Here is a 16,277-nt window from a genome sequence, read left to right on the forward strand (position 1 = left end):
CAGGCCGTTGGCCAGCGCCAGTGCAAGGAGGACCTGGCGTTGGCCGAGACGGCCGAGTTCCTCGTCGCACCGTGTGGATCATCCGCGTTTCACCCCCGCCTCGATCTTGCGGCGCAGGTAACCTACATATACGTCGAGGGTGTTCGAGCCGCCCGAGTCCTCGAAGCCCCACACGCGCTCCCAGATCACGTCGCGGGTCAACACCACGTCGGCGTTGCGCATCAACAGCTCCAGCAATGCGAACTCGGTCCGGGTCAACTCCACGGCAGGGTCGCCGCGCACCACCTGCCGAGTCCGCGAGTTCAGCTTGAGATCAGCAACCCGTAGGGCGCCCTCATGATCGGGGTAGCTGCGCCGCAGCAGCGCTTTCACGCGAGCGAGCAACTCCTCGAGGGCGAACGGCTTTGTCAGGTAGTCGTCGGCGCCGGCCTCCAAACCGGCCACCCGGTCGGACACCGCATCGCGGGCCGTCAGCATGAGAATGGGCGTCCGGTCCCCGCTCTCCCGCAGCCGACGACACACGGTGATCCCGTCCAGCACAGGCATGAGCACGTCCAAGACCACCAGATCCACCCTCGGACCGGCAAGATTAGTGAGCGCGTCCGCACCGTCACTGGCAACCTCGACGTCGTAGCCCTCGAGCCGCAGAGCTCGGCGGACCGCGCCGCGCAGCGCCTCGTCATCGTCGACCACGACTACCCGTGCTGGCACCGATGAGCAACTCCCCGCCAAGCTCGTCTCGAGCCTTGATTGGACCGCACCGCCATGAGCCCACGGTGAGACGACATTAAGAGAATCGTGAGAAACGGCGCTACCGCACTGGCACCTGACGCCGCTCGCGTTGCTGACGCCGCTGCTCCTGTTGCCGACGCCACCCATAGCGGGTCACGCCTCGCGGCTTGTGCACCGAGAGGATCAGGACGAGGAGCAGCACCACGGAGCCGCCGATGGAGTGCAGCAGGGTGCCAGGCAGTTGGCGAGGATCGGCGCCGGACGCCGCGGCCCGCGCCAGGTAGCTCACGGTCGATGCCTCGATCAGCAGCACGATCGCGGCAAAGACGGTGAGCAGGAGTTTGACCAGGACCCAGTAGTGCCGGAACAGGCCCCACGGGGTGCCCAGCGAGTTGACGATTCCGATGAGCGCGGAGGCGAGGGCCAGCGGGACGATGACGTAGGTGACTATCACGCCCATGGCGAGATATGCGGCGCGCACTGTCTGCACATCCTGGCTGGCCGTGGCGGTGATGTCGAGGGCGAGGTAGGCCACGACCGCGCCCAGCCAACCGACCGACGTGGTGATATGCGTGGTGAGTAAGACCTTACGCAGCCCAGGTGACATCGTCATCCGCGGCCACCGGACGGCGTCTGGACCGCTATGACGCTCGCCGACGGTGTCTCGCCCGCGCCGAGGTGGCGGCCTGGGCCGTGATTGCCACCGAGGCCGGTGAGCTTCACGATGACGACAAGCAGGACCAGGATACCGACAACGATCGCCGCCACCTTCACCCAGCGCGGCACCTTGGGTGGCGCGCTGGGGATCGAAGGACGAGCGGACCCCATGTCGGTGTCATCACTGGTGGCGGGATCAGGCGGCACGTTGGCCACGGGAACCTCCTCATCCGCTCGGAGCGGTGGCAGTTTATCGATACACTATGTCGATGTCGAGCTATAGTGTCACGAAATCGTCGTCATGTATATTGCGAGAGTGCCCAGGCTCTGGAACGAGACGATCGAGTCGCACCGTCAAACGGTCCGTGAGGCGATCTTGGATGCCACCGCGGAACTGGTGAGCGAGCACGGGCTGCTGTCGGTGACGATGTCGCAAATCGCTGAGAAAACGGGCATCGGGCGGGCGACGCTGTACAAGTACTTCCCTGATGTTGAAGCGATCCTGTTCGCCTGGCACGAACGGCAGATCGCAGGTCACCTCCAGCAGTTGGCTGAACTTCGAGACCAGGACGGTGCTCCTGGGGAGCGGCTGCAAGCCGTGCTGGAGGCCTATGCGCGTATCGCCCGCGACCGCTTCTCCCACGATCACGCCGGCCTCGAACTCGCCGCGATGCTGCACAAAGGGGCTCACGTTGCTCAGGCAGAGCAGCATGTCCATCACTTGTTCAAGGAATTGCTGACCGAAGTCGCAGAGGCCGGCGGCGTACGGGACGACGTCGATTCCCACGAGCTCGCCACGTACTGCCTGCACGCACTCGGCGCGGCCAGGAGCCTGCACTCCGAGTCCGCGGTCCGCCGGCTCGTCACGGTCACCATCGCGGGGCTACGCCCACCGCAGTGAGTCCTGCGCGCGCCAGTAGAAAAGCGGCAGCACCCGCGCGAGCCAGGACTCGGTAAGGTTCTCGAACGCGTCGATTACTATCGGTGACTCTCGCTCGGCTGTCCGAGCGGAATCGTGGCGGCTGAATAGGTGGTCAGCGACGAGCGGCGTCGAGACCCGGGGCGTCTTCTGGCCACAGTGGTAGCCGTGAGGTGACGGCTTGGATGAGAATCACGCTGTATCTACTGCGCGAGGGCGTGGCACTGGACAAGACGGTGTTGCGTGGGCGCGACCTGTTCCGGGAGGTGCCGCTCCAGCCGCCGGAGACAGCCGATATGGCATGGCGGTTGTTCATCCGAACGCCGCCGGAGCGCGAGGCGCGCTGGGTGAACTATGTCCGCCCGATCTTCGCCGATGCGGAAGCCGAGTCCGAGAGCCGGATTTCGAGCAAAAGCTCGGGTGCTGTACTGCTGGTGCACGTCCACCAACGCGTCTTCGCGATCACGTTCGGCACCGGCTTCCACGCCCTCGATCAGGGGACGGTCGAACTCGACTTCGGCCTGCGGGTAGCCGCGAACTGCGTCGATCCGGACAAGATCACGATGGCGGATGCTCGTGGGCTGGGCAAGGGGCGCCGTAACGCCACCAGTCGTCTCCCGGTACCCAACGAGGTGTTCGCGCTCGGATTGCTCACCGACGAGGAGTGGATCCGCAAGTTCGGCGGGGATGTCACAGTCACCGGATTCGCCAAGAGCGCCCGTGGCGCCGACTCACTCCAGCTGAGCATCGATGACTTCGACCTCACCAAGCTCGGGCCGAAGCTGCGCCAGGTTCTCGACCTTTACCAGTCCACCAGTTATCGCGAGAACTTTCCGTTTCTGGATTACTTCCGGCGCGAAACCGACAAAACACTCATTGAGCACCTGGATCGGCTGGCCGGCGAGGCGGTGCGCCGGCGCGATCGTGATGTCGGTTTCGCGATGCCCGATGAGTTCGACCTGCTGGCCGACGCCTACCGGCTGTCACGGCGCCGAGAGCAAGCCTGGCTGACCGAGCTGCGCACCGAAGATGTCTACGACGCCATTGACCAAGTCAAAGGATGGAACAAGCCGCTGGCATCGGTCAAAGTGGAGCCTTTCGACCTCTCCGAACATGTGGTGGGTGACCGTAAGCCGCTCCGGTCATATGCCGTGGTCAGTGTTCCGTATCAGGTCGGTGACGAGACTCGCCACTACACTTTGACGGCCGGGGCATGGTTTCGGATCGACCAGGAGTACGTCGAGCTCGTCGATCGTTACTTGCGTGACTTCGTAGATCTCTGGCCGGAGGATCAGCGCCTGCCGGCCTGGAACGACTCCTACCTCAAGGCCCACGTCGAGGGCCGCTACGGGGAGGAGCGCTACAACCGGTGGGTCGCGCGGGAACGCCGGTATGTCTTGCTGGACCGCGATCTCTACCGAGGCCGTGCTGGTGAGCGGGTCGAAATCTGCGACCTGCTCACGAAGGACAAACAACTGATCTGCGTCAAGCGCATGGACGGCTCGGACAAGATGAGCCACCTCTTCCAGCAAGGATCCGTTTCCGCCCGCATGCTCATGACCAACCAGACCTACCGCGACAAACTAATGGACAGGCTTCGTCAGCTCGATCCAGCTGCCGCGTTCGGCGAAGCCTCACAGTGGACGGTGGTCTTCGCCATCGCCACGAGTAAGCCAGGCGATCTCAAGGACATCATGTACTTCTTTTCGCGGGCGGCCCTGAAAATGCATGCCGAGGCCATCAAGAGCTGCGGCTTCAAGGTCTCGCTGGCCAAGATCGACAAGCTACCGGCGTAGCGTCGTGACACTGGCGCCGGCCGCGCTACTCGACGTAGGACACGACGGTCATCATCCCGGCTTCGCTGTGATAGATGTTGTGGCAGTGGGTCAGCCACTGTCCGGGGTTGTTGGCGTCGAAGTCGACGTCCAGCGTGGTGCCGGGCACGGTCATCGCGGTGTCCTTGCGGGCTCCGCGACCGTTCTTCCCGAGTATCTGGAACGTATGGCCGTGCACGTGCATGGGGTGGAACATCGTCGACTTGTTCTCGAATCGAAGGCGTACTCGCTGTCCTGTCCGGATCGGCAGGCCGTCGCCCGGGTCGTAGGTCTTGCCGTTGATGGTCCAGTCGTATTTGGCGCCGGGGCCTTCGAGTACGAGGGTGTGGGTGACGTCCGGTGCTTTCTCCCGGAGCGTGACCTCGTCGGCGGCCTTCAGGTTGCTCGCCGTGAGCACGGGCAGAGCCGCGACTTGCGAAGCGGCGGTGTCACCGGCCGCCGGATCGCCGGGGCGGCCGCTCTGGAGCAGGACCTGGGCGTAGGTGTCGCGCCCTTCGGCCAAGGCCAGGACGGGGACGGTGGAGTTCGGAACGGTGATGATCGCGTCGAGCCGTTCGCCCATGCCGAGGAGCACGACGTCGGCCCGCTGAGGCACGACGGGGAAGCCGTCGGTGTGCGTGATGGTCATGGGCACACCAGGAACGCCGACCCGGAAAGCGGTGTCCGCCGCGGCGTTGATCAGACGCAGCCGGATACGCTGGCCAGGCCTGGCCCGAAACGTCCGTGGGGCGGCGGAGATGCGGCCGTTGGCGAGCACGTACCGGTAGGTGACGTCGCCGGCGTCGCCGCCGAGCAGCTCGGACTGCGGCATCCCGCCCATGCCTGGCATGTCGCCGTGGTCCATGCCGGGCATGGAGGAGTCGCCGGACTCACCCATCATCATGCCGTTCTTCTTGAGCCCGGCCAGCACGGTGTCCGGATCGCGGCCGTCGATGCCGTCCAGCCAGTCATCGAGCACAATGACCAGCTCGGTGTCGTAGTCGGAACCGTCGGCCGGGTCCTCGACGATGAGCGGTGTGTACAGGCCGCGGTCCAGTTGCGTGCCGACGTGCGGGTGGAACCAATAGGTGCCCGCATCGGGCGCCACGAACTCGTAGGAGAACGAAGTCCCGGCCTTGATCTCGGGCTGAGTGAGCACCGGCACGCCGTCCATGTCGTTGCGCAGCGCGAGGCCGTGCCAATGAACGGTCGTCGGCTGGGGCAGCTTGTTCGACAGTTCGGCGTTCAGCACGTCACCGCGTGTGATCCGGATCTCCTTACCGGGCACCTCACCGCCGTAGGTCCAGGTCTTCACTTGGATGCCGCCGAGATCGATCTCACTGACGTCAGCTTCGAGCGACACCGACGTCGACCGGGTGCTCGCGGTGCGGCGATTTCGTTCCGTGGCCGCGACCTGCGGCGACTTCGGCCCGATCCTGGTGGGTGCGGGAGGACTGGCGTTTCCGGATGTGCAGGCGGCCAGGCCGGCGGCGGTCGTCACCCCCGCTCCCAGGATTAAGAAGCCACGGCGGCTGATGCGGCGAAACGGTGCGGTCATGTGTCCCTCGTGCGGATCGGTAGTGGACCGGTTGCGATGATCGTTCCCGAGCGTTACCTCGCACGCTCGGTCGTGCTACCAGAATCGACCGATGTGGTGAGCGCCTCGGAGGGCGTCGGTATGGCTTCGGGGTGCGGTAGCGGCTTGCCCGTGAAGGTGATGTGCCCCTCGTCCCGGATGCGTTCGATCATGTGCGGGTAGTGCAGCTCGAACGCGGGTCGCTCCGAGCGGATGCGGGGCAGTTCGGTGAAGTTGTGCCGCGGCGGTGGGCAGCTCGTGGCCCACTCCAGCGAGTTGCCGTAGCCCCACGGGTCGTCCACCTGCACGATCTCGCCATACCGGTAGCTCTTGAAGACGTTCCAGATGAACGGCAGCGTCGAGGCGCCGAGGATGTAGGCGCCGATCGTGGAGATGGTGTTCAGCGTGGTGAACCCATCGCTCGCGAGGTAGTCGGCATAGCGGCGTGGCATGCCCTCAGCACCAAGCCAGTGCTGGACAAGGAATGTCGTATGGAAGCCGATGAACGTCGTCCAGAAATGCAGCTTGCCCAACTTCTCGTCCATCATCCGGCCGGTGATCTTGGGGAACCAGAAGTAGATCCCTGCGAACGTGGCGAACACGATCGTGCCGTAGAGCACGTAGTGGAAGTGCGCCACCACGAAGTACGAATCGGACACCTGGAAGTCGATCGCGGGGGCCGCGAGCAGGACACCCGACAGACCGCCGAAGAGGAAGGTGACGATGAAGCCGATCGAGAACAGCATCGGCGACTCGAAGGTCAGCTGTCCCTTCCACATGGTGCCGATCCAGTTGAAGAACTTCACCCCGGTCGGCACCGCGATCAGGAAGGTCATGAACGAGAAGAACGGCAGCAGCACCGCGCCGGTGGCGTACATGTGGTGCGCCCACACGGACACCGAGAGCGCCGCGATGGCGAGCGTGGCCCAGATGAGGCCCTTGTAGCCGAACACCGGTTTGCGGCTGAACACGGGGAAGATCTCCGACACGATGCCGAAGAACGGCAGCGCGACGATGTAGACCTCGGGGTGGCCGAAGAACCAGAACAGGTGCTGCCACAGGATCACTCCGCCGTTGGCCGGATCGAACACATGGGCGCCGAGACGGCGGTCGGCGAGCAGGCCGAACAGGGCGGCGGTGAGGATCGGGAACGCGATGAGGATGAGGATGCTCGTGACCAGGATGTTCCAGGTGAAGATGGGCATCCGCCACATGGTCATTCCTGGCGCGCGCAGGCATACGACGGTGGTGATCATGTTGACGGCGCCGAGGATGGTGCCCAGACCGGACACCAGCAGGCCGGTGATCCACAGGTCCGCGCCCACGCCGGGGGAGTAGATCGCGTTCGACAGTGGCGTGTAGGCGAACCAGCCGAAGTCGGCCGCGCCGCCCGGGGTGAGGAACCCGCCGACGGCGGTCAGGCCGCCGAACAGATACAGCCAGTAGCTGAGCGCGTTCAGCCGTGGGAAGGCGACATCCGGTGAGCCGATCTGCAGGGGCAGGATGAAGTTCGCGAATCCGAACAGCACCGGTGTCGCGTAGAGCAGCAGCATGATCGTGCCGTGCATGGTGAACAGCTGGTTGTACTGCTCCTGCGACAAGAACTGAAGCCCGGGGCGAGCCAGCTCGGTGCGGATGAACATGGCCATCGCCCCGCCCACCATGAAGAAGGCGAACGACGTGACCAGGTACATGATGCCGATCTGCTTGTGATCCGTTGTGCGGAACAACCGCAGCAGGTACGAACCCTTCGGCGCCTCACCCACCGGCGACGGGCGCACAGCAACAGGTGCCGGTGTCACAACCATGCTCGAACTCCATCCCTGGCGGCTCAGCCGCACCCAAACTACTAGAAGTGATAGTAGATGACTGGTTCGTGTGCCGATCGACACGGGTCTTGAGCGGCTTTGACGACGCGACTACTATATGACGTAGTAATTAGCTCGATCAAGGCTGCGGGGGTCGTTCACAGCAGCTTGTCGGGCGTGATCGGCAGGCTGCGGACTCGTGTGCCGGTGGCGTGGTACACGGCGTTGGCACTCGAGGCGGCCACGCCGACGATGTCGAGCGCAAGCTGCGCCCCTTCGCTCACCGGTTTCTCCAACGATGCTGTCGTAGTAGTAGGAGATCGGCGGGAGGCGTCGTGGGCACGTTGGAGGGCGAGGTCCTCGAGGCGTTGTGGGCGGGCGCTGGTCCGCTGAGTGTGCGCGATGTGCTGGACCGGCTCTACGCCGCGAGGTCCCGGCCGCTGGCCTACACGACCGTGATGACCGTTCTCGCGCGACTGGCCGACGAGGGCGCGGTGCAGCGGCAGCGAGCTGGCCGGGGGTACGCCTACCAGGCGATCGGACGCGCATTTCCTCGCGGAGGCGGAGGCCGATGACGATCTCCGCGAACGCTCCGCTTGAACTGGGACGGTGCACTATGCAGGCCGGGGCCGGACACGCTGACGCTGCGCGTCGAAGCCACCAAGAAGGAAAGCTTGCAACGAATTCCAAGACATCATCGCCGGCAACCTCGAACGGTTCGGCAGACGCGACCACCTGGCACTGAACTGGTCGTGAGTGTTTAGCCGTGTTCCATTTGTAACCCTGCTAGGCACCCACGACCTGGCTAGCTGCCCGGCGAGCAGCTGATCAGGGCGATTCCCAGCAGCAAGGTAGATCCGGTGAGGAATGGCAGGGTCGCTGCCGTCATGCCCATGATCCCGCAGGAGATCGACCTGCGTAGTTTGCCCGGCGGGACGGATCCGTGGCGCAGCCGAGCGAGCCGCAGGTCCACGGCCTCCTGGGCCATGGCCAGCGACGTACTCGGCGCGCCGTGGCTGGACACGTTCAGCAGTGCGGTGCGCACCGCGGCGGGCCCGCAGCTGCGCACGGCCTCGGCGTCGGCGGCCAATTCGACCAGCTCGCGGATCGCCCGCGGAGCCTGCCGGAACAGCGGCACGAACGGCAACGCGGCGCGCAACGCATCCGCGGTGGCGACCAGGAGGTGGTGCCTGCCGGCGAGGTGCGCGTGTTCGTGCGTGAGGACGGCCGCGACCGCGGGGCCGTCGAGGTGCCTGGTGAGGCCCTCGGTCGCCACGACGACGCCGGGACGGCCGGCCATGCTGAACGCGAGCGGGTGGTCGTGCGGGAGCCACAGGGTGTCCGGCGGGCCGGTCTCCGTCCGGGCGGCCAGCCGCAGGACGGAGAGATTCTCCTGACGTTTGCGGGCTCGCTGCCGAGCGCCGCGGATGGAGACGATCACCAGCCGGATCGCGAAGGCGCCCAGCAGCGCTCCGCCGAGCAGGCCGGCGAACTCCTCGACCCGGGGTGGCGAGCCGTGCTGGAGCGCGGCCCAGCACCGATCAATGAGGGCGAGCAGGGAGGCGCTCGCACCGTGGCCTGGTGTCAGTAACAGCAATACACCGGCCGCCGCAGTGAGCACGACACCGGCCATCGAGATCAGCCACGCCACGATCAGCAGCAGCGGGTCGCGGCGGCGCAGGTCCATCCGCCGCAGGAGACCGGGAACAAACCAGCCTGCGGCGAGCGCACCGGCGAGCAACGCGACGGCGATCGTCATCGGCGCCGGACCCGCTTCTTGCGCAGCGCGCTGCGCAGCAGGTCGGTTTCCTCGTCGGATCCCGAGGCGATGAAGTGCATCAGCACCGCCTCGGGGTTACCCGAGGAGTCCAGCACGTCACGCAGGGCCTGCGCGGCGGCTTCCTCGCGGCTGAACGAAGGTTCGTAGTAGTAGGCCTTACCGTGGAGCTCCCGCTCGACCCACTCCTTGCGGTGCAGATTGTCCAGTACGGTCATCACCGTGGTGTAGGCCAGCTGCCTGCCGGTGTCGAGCTGCTCCAGCACATCGCGGACCTTGATCGGTTCCTCCGCGTCCCAGAGCACGTCCATCACCGCGGCTTCGAGTTCGCCGAGACCGTGCATGGCACCTCCTTACGAAGCAACATCGTACGCGAGGTGCCGCTGTGCGGGGAGCAGGCCAGGGGCTGCTCCCCGCACAGGGCTCACTGCTCAGCTCATTACTGGCCGAGCATCGCCTGCATCTCGCTGATCTCCGCCTCCTGAGCGTCGATGATCCGCTGCGCCAGTGCCTTGGCCTCGGCGTTGCTGCCGTTCTTCAGCTCCGCCTCGGCCATGTCGACGGCACCCTGATGGTGCTTGATCATCATTTCCATCCACAGCCGATCGAAGTCGGCACCCGAGGCCTGCTCGAGCTGCCGCATCTCCTCGTCGCTCATGCCGCCTTCCATGCCCTCCATGCCGGGCATATCCATGCCGGGCATGCTCGACATGGTCGGCGTCGCCGGTGCGCCCCAGTTCTTCAGCAGATTGGTCATCTGCTGAATCTCGGGATCCTGCGCGCCCTGGATGCGGGTGGCGAGGTCTTTCACCTTCGGGTCGGTGGCGCGTTCGACGGCCATCTTGGCCATGTCCACCGCCTGCTGGTGGTGCGGGATCATCATCTGCGCGAAGGCGATGTCGTCGTCGTTGTGGCCGGCCTGCTCCGCGCTGGTAGCCGGGGCCGAGGTTCCGCTCTGGCCCATGTCCATGCCCGACATGTCGTCATCGTTACCGCCGCAGCCGACGACGAGCGTGAGGATCGCCGCGGCGCTCGCGCCGATCAGTGTCTTCTTCATGAATGCTTCAACCTTCTGTCTGTCTAGGACTGTTCAACGTCAGGACTTCCCTGCGTGCCATTGGGGCAACGCTGGGTGACCATCTAGATGCGCAGGATGCAGACAGAGGTGAGCAAGGACCGTCCGGCTCGCGGTGGTGATCTGTTCCCGGGGTGTGTGGATGAGCGCGCGCCGATCCGACGAACATGTGTTCGAGCGCTGAGTGTGGTGACGAGCCATGAGGCGAGCAGTACGAGTCCGGTAGCCGCGAGCAGCACCGCGAGGCACAGGTGCATCAAGTCGTGGCCAGCTCCCGGTGCCGGATCGCCAGCTGAGGGAGGCTCGAGCATTCCACTCACGCTGCTCGGTGCCTCGGGCATTGCTGCGGCGGCGGGGGAGTCGTCGGCCATCGCCGCGTGAGCCGTGAGGAAGGGTGTGTGGTGCATACCGAGCACAGCGAAGGCAAGCACGCACAGCAAGAGCACCTGCTGTCCTCGATGGGTGCTCGCTCGCATAGCGTTTACGGTAGCGACTCCTCAGTGGGCTCCGGGCATCGGGAGCCGATGAACCTGTTGCTCGGCGGCCGGAGGTGACACGCTAACCGTGCTGTCGCGGTTCACGTTGCTGGACGAATTGCTGCTAGCCTGCCAACATTCCGGTACCGCTCGCTCGTTACCTGGTCGTCCGATGGCTGGGTTCCGGCGCTTCAGATCGCCAGCGTCCCGAATGGCGACATGCGGCGGTCCTTCTCCTCGGCGATCGTGAACACGGCTCCGCGAAAGAGTGCTGGATCTGGCCGGACAGGCTCGGTCTACGGTCGAATGAGCCCCGCGCGAGATTGGCTTCGTCGTGGGCGTCCAGGTGCAGCTCCATCTCGGCGCCGGCTCGCCTGGTCTATGGTCGCCGCGGGAACGAACGCGTGGCTCTTGCGCTGTACTGCTCATCGTGGGAAAGCACTCGTATCGATGCTGCCGCCATCGCGGGCCATCAAGACTACACCAAATATACTATCTACGGTAGTAGAATCGGATTAGCTGTGGCGTGGTCCACGCGGGATCTCGCGGCCTTGTGGCTGGTGCTTCGCCTGCCTACGCTGACTGAGCCGCAGTGCTGGGAAGCCGGTGTGAGTCCGGCACGGTCCTCGCCACTGTGACCGGGATGCGCACGTCCACGACGTTTCGAGTCAGCCACTGGACCTGAGAGTCGGGTCTGGGAAGGCGGGCGTTCGCGAGGAACCGGGAGTCAGGAGACCGACTGCGGCGGTTCTGGTCCGGTTCCACGAGGTATGGAAGGAAGGCGTCGATGACGACCCCTGTACCTGTTTCGCGTTCGGTGCGCACGGTTCCGTTGTGGGCATGGCTGCTGGCGATGTCCTCGCTGCTGGCGCTCTATCTGGTCCTGCAGGAAAACGGCATGCTGCTCGGGCAAGCAGCCGAATTCATCCACGAGTTCGTTCACGATGGACGGCACGCGCTGGGCGTGCCGTGTCACTGAGGAGCGGCGAGATGACTGCGTATGACATGAAGAAGCTCGTTGCGCGTGGTGCGCTCGCCGGGCTGCTGGCGGGCGTGGTGGCCGCCCTGGTGTCCCTGCTGATCGTCGAAAGGCCGATGCGGGCGGCGCTCGCGATCGAGGACGCTCGTCCCGCGGCCCCCGGCGCACGCGGCGGGGACCTGTTCAGCCGTCCGACCCAGGTCGTGGGCGGGATGGTGGCCGCGGTCGTCGTGGCGGTCCTGATCGGGATCGTGTTCGCCGTCGTCTACCGGTGGGTCGCAGAGCGTGTCCACCGGCAGAGTGCCTTCGCTCGCAGCCTGCACCTCGCTGCCGTGGGTTTCGCGGCGATCGTGTTGCTGCCGATGGTGAAGTATCCGGCGAACCCGCCCGGCGTCGGCGATCCCGCCACCGTCGACCAGCGCACGAGCATGTACGTCTCGTTGATCGCCGCGGGACTGGTACTGGCGTTACTCGCCCATTGGGCATACCGTGCGCTCGCGAAACGCCACTGGCCTGGCCCCATGCGCGGTGTCGTCGCCGCAGGTGGCGCGATTGTTCTCGCCGGCGTGGCCTTCGTGGTGTGGCCGGCGAACCCGGACCCGATCCCGCCGGATGTCCCCGCGGCGCTGCTCTGGCAATGGCGACTGGCGTCGCTGTTCGAGCTGGCGGCGCTGTGGGCCGGGCTCGGCGTCGGCTTCGGCCTGCTCGTCGACCCCTCTGCGCGTCGCTGGGCAGCGGGACAGCGCGCGGCTGTAGCGCCGACCTGACCCGTGCCGGTGAAGCCACTCGCGTGACCTTGCTCACTGAACTACTATCCATCATAGTGGAAGGTGACCACGGTCACGCGAGTGGAGTCCGGTCATGGCAGTCCGACCCGGCCGTATCGCCCTACGGCGTGCTGCTGCCCATCGGGCACCCAAGGGTTCCCGGCTGCTGTCGTTGCTGCGGACTACCGATCACAAGCAGATCGGCATTCTCTATCTCACCACGTCGTTCGCGTTCTTCCTGATCGGTGGGGCGCTCGCGCTGCTGATGCGCGGCGAGCTCGCCCGGCCTGGGCTGCAGTTCCTGTCCCAGGAGCAGTACAATCAGCTGTTCACCATGCACGGCACGATCATGCTGTTGCTGTACGCGACGCCGAACCTGTTCGCGTTCGCCAACCTGGTGATGCCGCTGCAGATCGGGTCGCCGGACATGGCGTTTCCCCGGCTGAACGCCTTGTCCTACTGGCTGTTCCTGTTCGGCGGCACGATCGTGGTCGCCTCACTTCTGACACCCGGCGGCGGTGCTGACTTCGGCTGGACGGCCTACACGCCACTCGCGCGCGCCGAATACTCGCCGGGCATCGGCGGCGAGCTGTGGATCTTCGGGCTGATCGTGTCCGGGCTCGGCACCATCCTCGGTGCCGTCAACGTGATTACGACGATCGTGTGCCTGCGGTGCCCTGGGATGACGATGTGGCGGATGCCGATCTTCACCTGGAACATCCTGTTCACCAGTGTCCTGATCCTGGCGGCGTTTCCCATCCTCACGGCGGCGTTGTTCGCGCTTGCCGCCGACCGGCTGCTCGGGGCGCATGCATTCGACCCGGCCAACGGGGGCGTGATCCTGTGGCAGCACCTTTTCTGGTTCTTCGGCCATCCCGAGGTCTACATCGTGGCGTTGCCGTTCTTCGGCATCATCACCGAGATCATCCCGGTGTTCAGCCGGAAACCGCTGTTCGGCTACCGGTTGATGGTGTTCGCGACGATGGGCATCACGGCGCTGTCGTTCGCCGTGTGGGCGCACCACATGTTCGCCACCGGTGCCGTGCTGTTGCCGTTCTTCTCGTTCCTCACGTTCGCCATCGCGGTGCCGACCGGGATCAAGTTCTTCAACTGGATCGGGACGATGTGGAAGGGCACGCTGACCTTCGAGACACCGATGTTGTTCTCAGTCGGCTTTCTGGTGACCTTCCTGCTGGGTGGGCTGACTGGCGTGCTGCTGGCCGCGCCACCGTTGGACTTCCAGATCACCGACAGCTACTTCGTGGTGGCGCACTTCCACTACGTGCTGTTCGGCACGATCGTGTTCGCCACGTTCGCGGGTGTGTATTTCTGGTTCCCGAAGATCACCGGGCGGATGCTCGACGAGCCGCTGGGCAAGCTGCATTTCTGGCTGACGTTCATCGGCTTCCACCTGACATTCCTGGTGCAGCATTGGCTGGGCGCCGAGGGCATGCCGCGCCGCTATGCGGACTATCTGCCCTCCGACGGTTTCACGATGCTGAACACGATCTCGACGATCGGGGCGTTCGTGCTGGGACTTTCGATGCTGCCGTTCCTGTGGAACGTGGTGCGCAGCTACCGCTACGGCGACGTCGTCGAGGTGGACGACCCGTGGGGCTACGGCAACTCGCTGGAGTGGGCGACGTCCTGCCCGCCGCCGCGGCACAACTTCACCGAGCTGCCGCGGATTCGCTCCGAGCGGCCCGCGTTCGAACTGCACTATCCGCACATGATCGAACGGCTGCACGGAGAAGGGCACATCACCCTCACTGGCAAGGCCATACCGCATGCCGCGAACCCCGAGCCACCGCCAAAGACCGCGCCCGAGGCGACCAAAGGCGACACCGGCAGGTGAGGGTGGTTGTCACGCCGTCACGAGCAGTCCGGTGAGGTACATGGCGAGCAGGCCGGCCGTGATGCCACCGGCGGTGGCGGGGGCGAGCAGCCTGCCCGTCTTGTCCCGGAGCGACGGTGCGATTTGGACGATGACTTGGGCGATCGCGCCCACTCCGATCCCGATCAGGAACGCGGAGAGTTCCGCGTTGTTCACCGCGGCCCCGAGGAGCGCTCCCGCAATGGCGGGCGCGCCGGCGAGGATTCCGAGGCCTAGCAGCTGGGGGACGGTGGGGCGTCGTTGTCGGGTCAGTGGTGAGACGATCGCGAGGCCCTCGGTGGTGTTCTGGATGGTGAAGCCGATGACCAGTGCCGCGCCGAGGGCGAGTTCGCCGACGGCGTAGGCGGCGCCGATCGCGAGTCCCTCGCCCAGATTGTGCAGCCCGATTCCGGCCGAGATCATGACGGCGAGCCGTAGTCCGCCAGGCTTCTCCGCGTGCTGCTGGCGGTCTTTCAGCCGATGATCGACGGCGCTGAGCGCGAGGTAGGCCAGGACGGCGCCTAGTACCACGAGCGCCGGGCCGCCGAAGGCGCCGCCATTGCTTTCGGCGAGCTCGACGCCTTCGAGGGTGGCGTCAACGGCCAGAAAGACCAGCAAACCGACGGTCACCCCGAGCAGTACCCGCGTGCCCCGTTGGCCGAGGCGCCGCAACGTCGGCAGGAACAGCATGCCCAGCACCACGGGGATGATCCCGACGTACGTGCCGAGCAGCGTCATTGCGGCGAAGAAGCCGCCGCTCGCGCGTGGCGTGTTCACCGCGGCCGGGATCTCGTGCTCGATTACGACACCGGTCGCGGTGAGCAGCGAGACCAGGTAGGGCTGGCCGTCCTGCCAGGGATAGTCCAGGCGCAGGGTGACAGCCTCTAGGGCGTGTCCTGTAAATGATCTAGCTGCGGATGGGGTTTGATCTTGTCCGTGGTTGGTCGGGGTGAGTTGACGGATCGGGCCTGGGCGCGGATTGAGCCGCTGCTGCCGGCGGTGTCGGGGCCGGGGCGGCGGTGGCGGGATCACCGGCAGGTGATCAATGCGATTCTGTGGAAGCTTCGGACCGGCGCGCCCTGGCGTGATCTGCCCGAACGGTATGGGCCGTGGAAGACCGCCCATGAGCGGCTGCGGTTGTGGACCAAGGACGGTACCTGGCAGCGGATTCTGGACGAGGTGATCGTCAAAGACGACGCTGTCGGGGACGTGGAGTGGGTCATCAGTGTCGATTCCTCGGTGGTCCGGGCTCACCAGCATGCTGCGGGAGCCCGGAAAAAGGGGGCTGCACGTCCTCCGTCGAGGCGATCGCGGTCGACGGTGAAGGACTCGGACGTTCCCGCGGCGGATTGAGCACCAAGATCCACCTCGTGGTCGAGGGACGCGGGCTGCCCATGCGGGTTGTGCTCACCCCGGGGCAGGCTGGTGACAATCCACAATTGGTGCCGCTGCTGGACGGGATCCGGGTCGCTCGCACCGGGCCTGGTCGCCCGCGCCGCCGTCCCGAGGTGGTGATCGCGGACAAGGCCTATTCGCACCCCTCGACCCGCCGCGCCCTGCGGCAACGCCGGATCCGGTTCGTCAGCCCCGAACGCGACGACCAAATCGCCCGCCGCGCCGCGCACGGCTCACGGGGCGGACGCCCGCCCGCCTTCGACGCCGAGTTGTACAAGCAGCGCAACGTCGTCGAACGCTGCTTCAACCGGCTCAAACAGTTCCGCGACCTAGCCACCCGCTACGCCAAACGCGCCGCCTACTACCAGGCAGAACTCACCATCGCCGCCATCATCCTCTGGCTACGATGAATTACAGGACACGACCTAG

The 16,277-nt window shown here is 65.6% G+C and carries 16 protein-coding genes, 1 pseudogene and 1 riboswitch; of the genes and pseudogenes, 7 read left to right on the top strand and 10 right to left on the bottom strand.

The features are described 5' to 3' along the window. Nucleotides 1-34: 34 nt before the first annotated feature. From BAY60_RS19415 to BAY60_RS19425, 3 genes and pseudogenes are all read right to left on the bottom strand, one after another. Nucleotides 35-711: pseudogene (locus tag BAY60_RS19415) on the bottom strand (response regulator transcription factor); the annotation flags it as partial. 100 nt (nt 712-811) lie between these two features. Beyond that, nucleotides 812-1,345, bottom strand: a complete 534-nt coding sequence (locus BAY60_RS19420) for a DUF2269 domain-containing protein (RefSeq protein WP_112282296.1) — start codon at nt 1,343-1,345, stop codon at nt 812-814. Beyond that, complete coding sequence (locus BAY60_RS19425) at nt 1,342-1,605, bottom strand: hypothetical protein (protein ID WP_112282297.1); 264 nt, start codon at nt 1,603-1,605, stop codon at nt 1,342-1,344. Before BAY60_RS19425 ends, BAY60_RS19420 begins: the two co-directional genes overlap by 4 nt. Before the next feature lie 100 nt (nt 1,606-1,705). On the opposite strand from BAY60_RS19425, the gene BAY60_RS19430 reads away from it, so the two are divergent. Continuing rightward, entirely contained in the window at nt 1,706-2,290 is a 585-nt protein-coding gene (locus BAY60_RS19430; RefSeq protein WP_112282496.1) for a TetR/AcrR family transcriptional regulator, read from the top strand. A 203-nt stretch (nt 2,291-2,493) separates the two neighbouring features. Next, nucleotides 2,494-4,104: a DUF6119 family protein gene (locus BAY60_RS19435; protein ID WP_112282298.1), complete on the top strand. Its 1,611-nt coding sequence runs from the start codon at nt 2,494-2,496 to the stop codon at nt 4,102-4,104. 25 nt (nt 4,105-4,129) lie between these two features. Here BAY60_RS19435 and BAY60_RS19440 read toward each other — a convergent pair whose 3' ends face one another. The 3 genes from BAY60_RS19440 to BAY60_RS37960 all read right to left on the bottom strand — a co-directional run bounded on the left by BAY60_RS19440 (nt 4,130) and on the right by BAY60_RS37960 (nt 7,790). Beyond that, a complete protein-coding gene (locus BAY60_RS19440) occupies nt 4,130-5,680 on the bottom strand; it encodes a multicopper oxidase family protein (RefSeq protein ID WP_112282299.1) in 1,551 nt (516 codons plus the stop codon). A gap of 53 nt (nt 5,681-5,733) precedes the next feature. Next, complete coding sequence (gene ctaD / locus BAY60_RS19445; protein WP_112282300.1) at nt 5,734-7,506, bottom strand: aa3-type cytochrome oxidase subunit I; 1,773 nt, start codon at nt 7,504-7,506, stop codon at nt 5,734-5,736. A 158-nt stretch (nt 7,507-7,664) separates the two neighbouring features. After that, entirely contained in the window at nt 7,665-7,790 is a 126-nt protein-coding gene (locus tag BAY60_RS37960; protein WP_281272732.1) for a hypothetical protein, read from the bottom strand. A gap of 51 nt (nt 7,791-7,841) precedes the next feature. On the opposite strand from BAY60_RS37960, the gene BAY60_RS19450 reads away from it, so the two are divergent. Beyond that, nucleotides 7,842-8,081, top strand: coding sequence for a BlaI/MecI/CopY family transcriptional regulator (locus tag BAY60_RS19450; protein WP_112282301.1), 240 nt, complete (start codon nt 7,842-7,844; stop codon nt 8,079-8,081). 230 nt (nt 8,082-8,311) lie between these two features. Here BAY60_RS19450 and BAY60_RS19455 read toward each other — a convergent pair whose 3' ends face one another. The 3 genes from BAY60_RS19455 to BAY60_RS19465 form a co-directional block, all read right to left on the bottom strand. Next, complete coding sequence (locus BAY60_RS19455; protein ID WP_112282302.1) at nt 8,312-9,265, bottom strand: M56 family metallopeptidase; 954 nt, start codon at nt 9,263-9,265, stop codon at nt 8,312-8,314. Continuing rightward, the gene (locus tag BAY60_RS19460; protein ID WP_112282303.1) at nt 9,262-9,627 is read right to left on the bottom strand and encodes a BlaI/MecI/CopY family transcriptional regulator; all 366 of its coding nucleotides are present in this window, start codon (nt 9,625-9,627) and stop codon (nt 9,262-9,264) included. Before BAY60_RS19460 ends, BAY60_RS19455 begins: the two co-directional genes overlap by 4 nt. Before the next feature lie 95 nt (nt 9,628-9,722). Next, nucleotides 9,723-10,340: a DUF305 domain-containing protein gene (locus tag BAY60_RS19465; protein WP_112282304.1), complete on the bottom strand. Its 618-nt coding sequence runs from the start codon at nt 10,338-10,340 to the stop codon at nt 9,723-9,725. Between the two features lie 1,067 nt (nt 10,341-11,407). Further along, nucleotides 11,408-11,592: riboswitch (cobalamin riboswitch) on the top strand. Nucleotides 11,593-11,621: 29 nt separating this feature from the next. Here BAY60_RS19465 and BAY60_RS19475 point away from each other — a divergent pair. The 3 genes from BAY60_RS19475 to ctaD (BAY60_RS19485) all read left to right on the top strand — a co-directional run bounded on the left by BAY60_RS19475 (nt 11,622) and on the right by ctaD (BAY60_RS19485) (nt 14,435). Beyond that, nucleotides 11,622-11,813 (top strand): CbtB domain-containing protein, encoded by a 192-nt coding sequence (locus tag BAY60_RS19475; RefSeq protein WP_112282306.1) that lies wholly within the window; start codon nt 11,622-11,624, stop codon nt 11,811-11,813. Nucleotides 11,814-11,824: 11 nt separating this feature from the next. After that, nucleotides 11,825-12,580: a CbtA family protein gene (locus tag BAY60_RS19480; protein ID WP_245992625.1), complete on the top strand. Its 756-nt coding sequence runs from the start codon at nt 11,825-11,827 to the stop codon at nt 12,578-12,580. A 94-nt stretch (nt 12,581-12,674) separates the two neighbouring features. Continuing rightward, nucleotides 12,675-14,435, top strand: coding sequence for an aa3-type cytochrome oxidase subunit I (ctaD, locus tag BAY60_RS19485; RefSeq protein WP_112282308.1), 1,761 nt, complete (start codon nt 12,675-12,677; stop codon nt 14,433-14,435). Nucleotides 14,436-14,444: 9 nt separating this feature from the next. Here the strand turns inward: ctaD (BAY60_RS19485) and BAY60_RS19490 are convergent, their stop codons facing one another. Next, a complete protein-coding gene (locus BAY60_RS19490) occupies nt 14,445-15,191 on the bottom strand; it encodes a ZIP family metal transporter (RefSeq protein ID WP_146771042.1) in 747 nt (248 codons plus the stop codon). A gap of 198 nt (nt 15,192-15,389) precedes the next feature. Between BAY60_RS19490 and BAY60_RS19495 the strand changes: the two genes are divergently transcribed. Further along, a protein-coding gene (locus BAY60_RS19495; protein ID WP_425466479.1) for an IS5 family transposase occupies nt 15,390-16,258 on the top strand; the annotation gives its coding sequence in 2 pieces (ribosomal slippage) (nt 15,390-15,740 and nt 15,743-16,258; 867 coding nt in all). The last annotated feature ends 19 nt before the right edge of the window (nt 16,259-16,277 follow it).

The organism is Prauserella muralis (assembly GCF_003202285.1).
Taxonomy (GTDB): Bacteria; Actinomycetota; Actinomycetes; order Mycobacteriales; family Pseudonocardiaceae; genus Prauserella_B; species Prauserella_B muralis.

Bases quoted from the DNA above. Each gene is read 5' to 3' on its own strand.
- BAY60_RS19420 (WP_112282296.1), bottom strand. From the start codon at position 1,345: ATGACGATGTCACCTGGGCTGCGTAAGGTCTTACTCACCACGCATATC.
- BAY60_RS19435 (WP_112282298.1), top strand. From the start codon at position 2,494: ATGAGAATCACGCTGTATCTACTGCGCGAGGGCGTGGCACTGGACAAG.
- BAY60_RS19440 (WP_112282299.1), bottom strand. From the start codon at position 5,680: ATGACCGCACCGTTTCGCCGCATCAGCCGCCGTGGCTTCTTAATCCTG.
- ctaD (WP_112282300.1), bottom strand. From the start codon at position 7,506: ATGGTTGTGACACCGGCACCTGTTGCTGTGCGCCCGTCGCCGGTGGGT.
- BAY60_RS19455 (WP_112282302.1), bottom strand. From the start codon at position 9,265: ATGACGATCGCCGTCGCGTTGCTCGCCGGTGCGCTCGCCGCAGGCTGG.
- BAY60_RS19460 (WP_112282303.1), bottom strand. From the start codon at position 9,627: ATGCACGGTCTCGGCGAACTCGAAGCCGCGGTGATGGACGTGCTCTGG.
- BAY60_RS19465 (WP_112282304.1), bottom strand. From the start codon at position 10,340: ATGAAGAAGACACTGATCGGCGCGAGCGCCGCGGCGATCCTCACGCTC.
- BAY60_RS19475 (WP_112282306.1), top strand. From the start codon at position 11,622: ATGACGACCCCTGTACCTGTTTCGCGTTCGGTGCGCACGGTTCCGTTG.
- BAY60_RS19480 (WP_245992625.1), top strand. From the start codon at position 11,825: ATGACTGCGTATGACATGAAGAAGCTCGTTGCGCGTGGTGCGCTCGCC.
- ctaD (WP_112282308.1), top strand. From the start codon at position 12,675: ATGGCAGTCCGACCCGGCCGTATCGCCCTACGGCGTGCTGCTGCCCAT.
- BAY60_RS19490 (WP_146771042.1), bottom strand. From the start codon at position 15,191: ATGACGCTGCTCGGCACGTACGTCGGGATCATCCCCGTGGTGCTGGGC.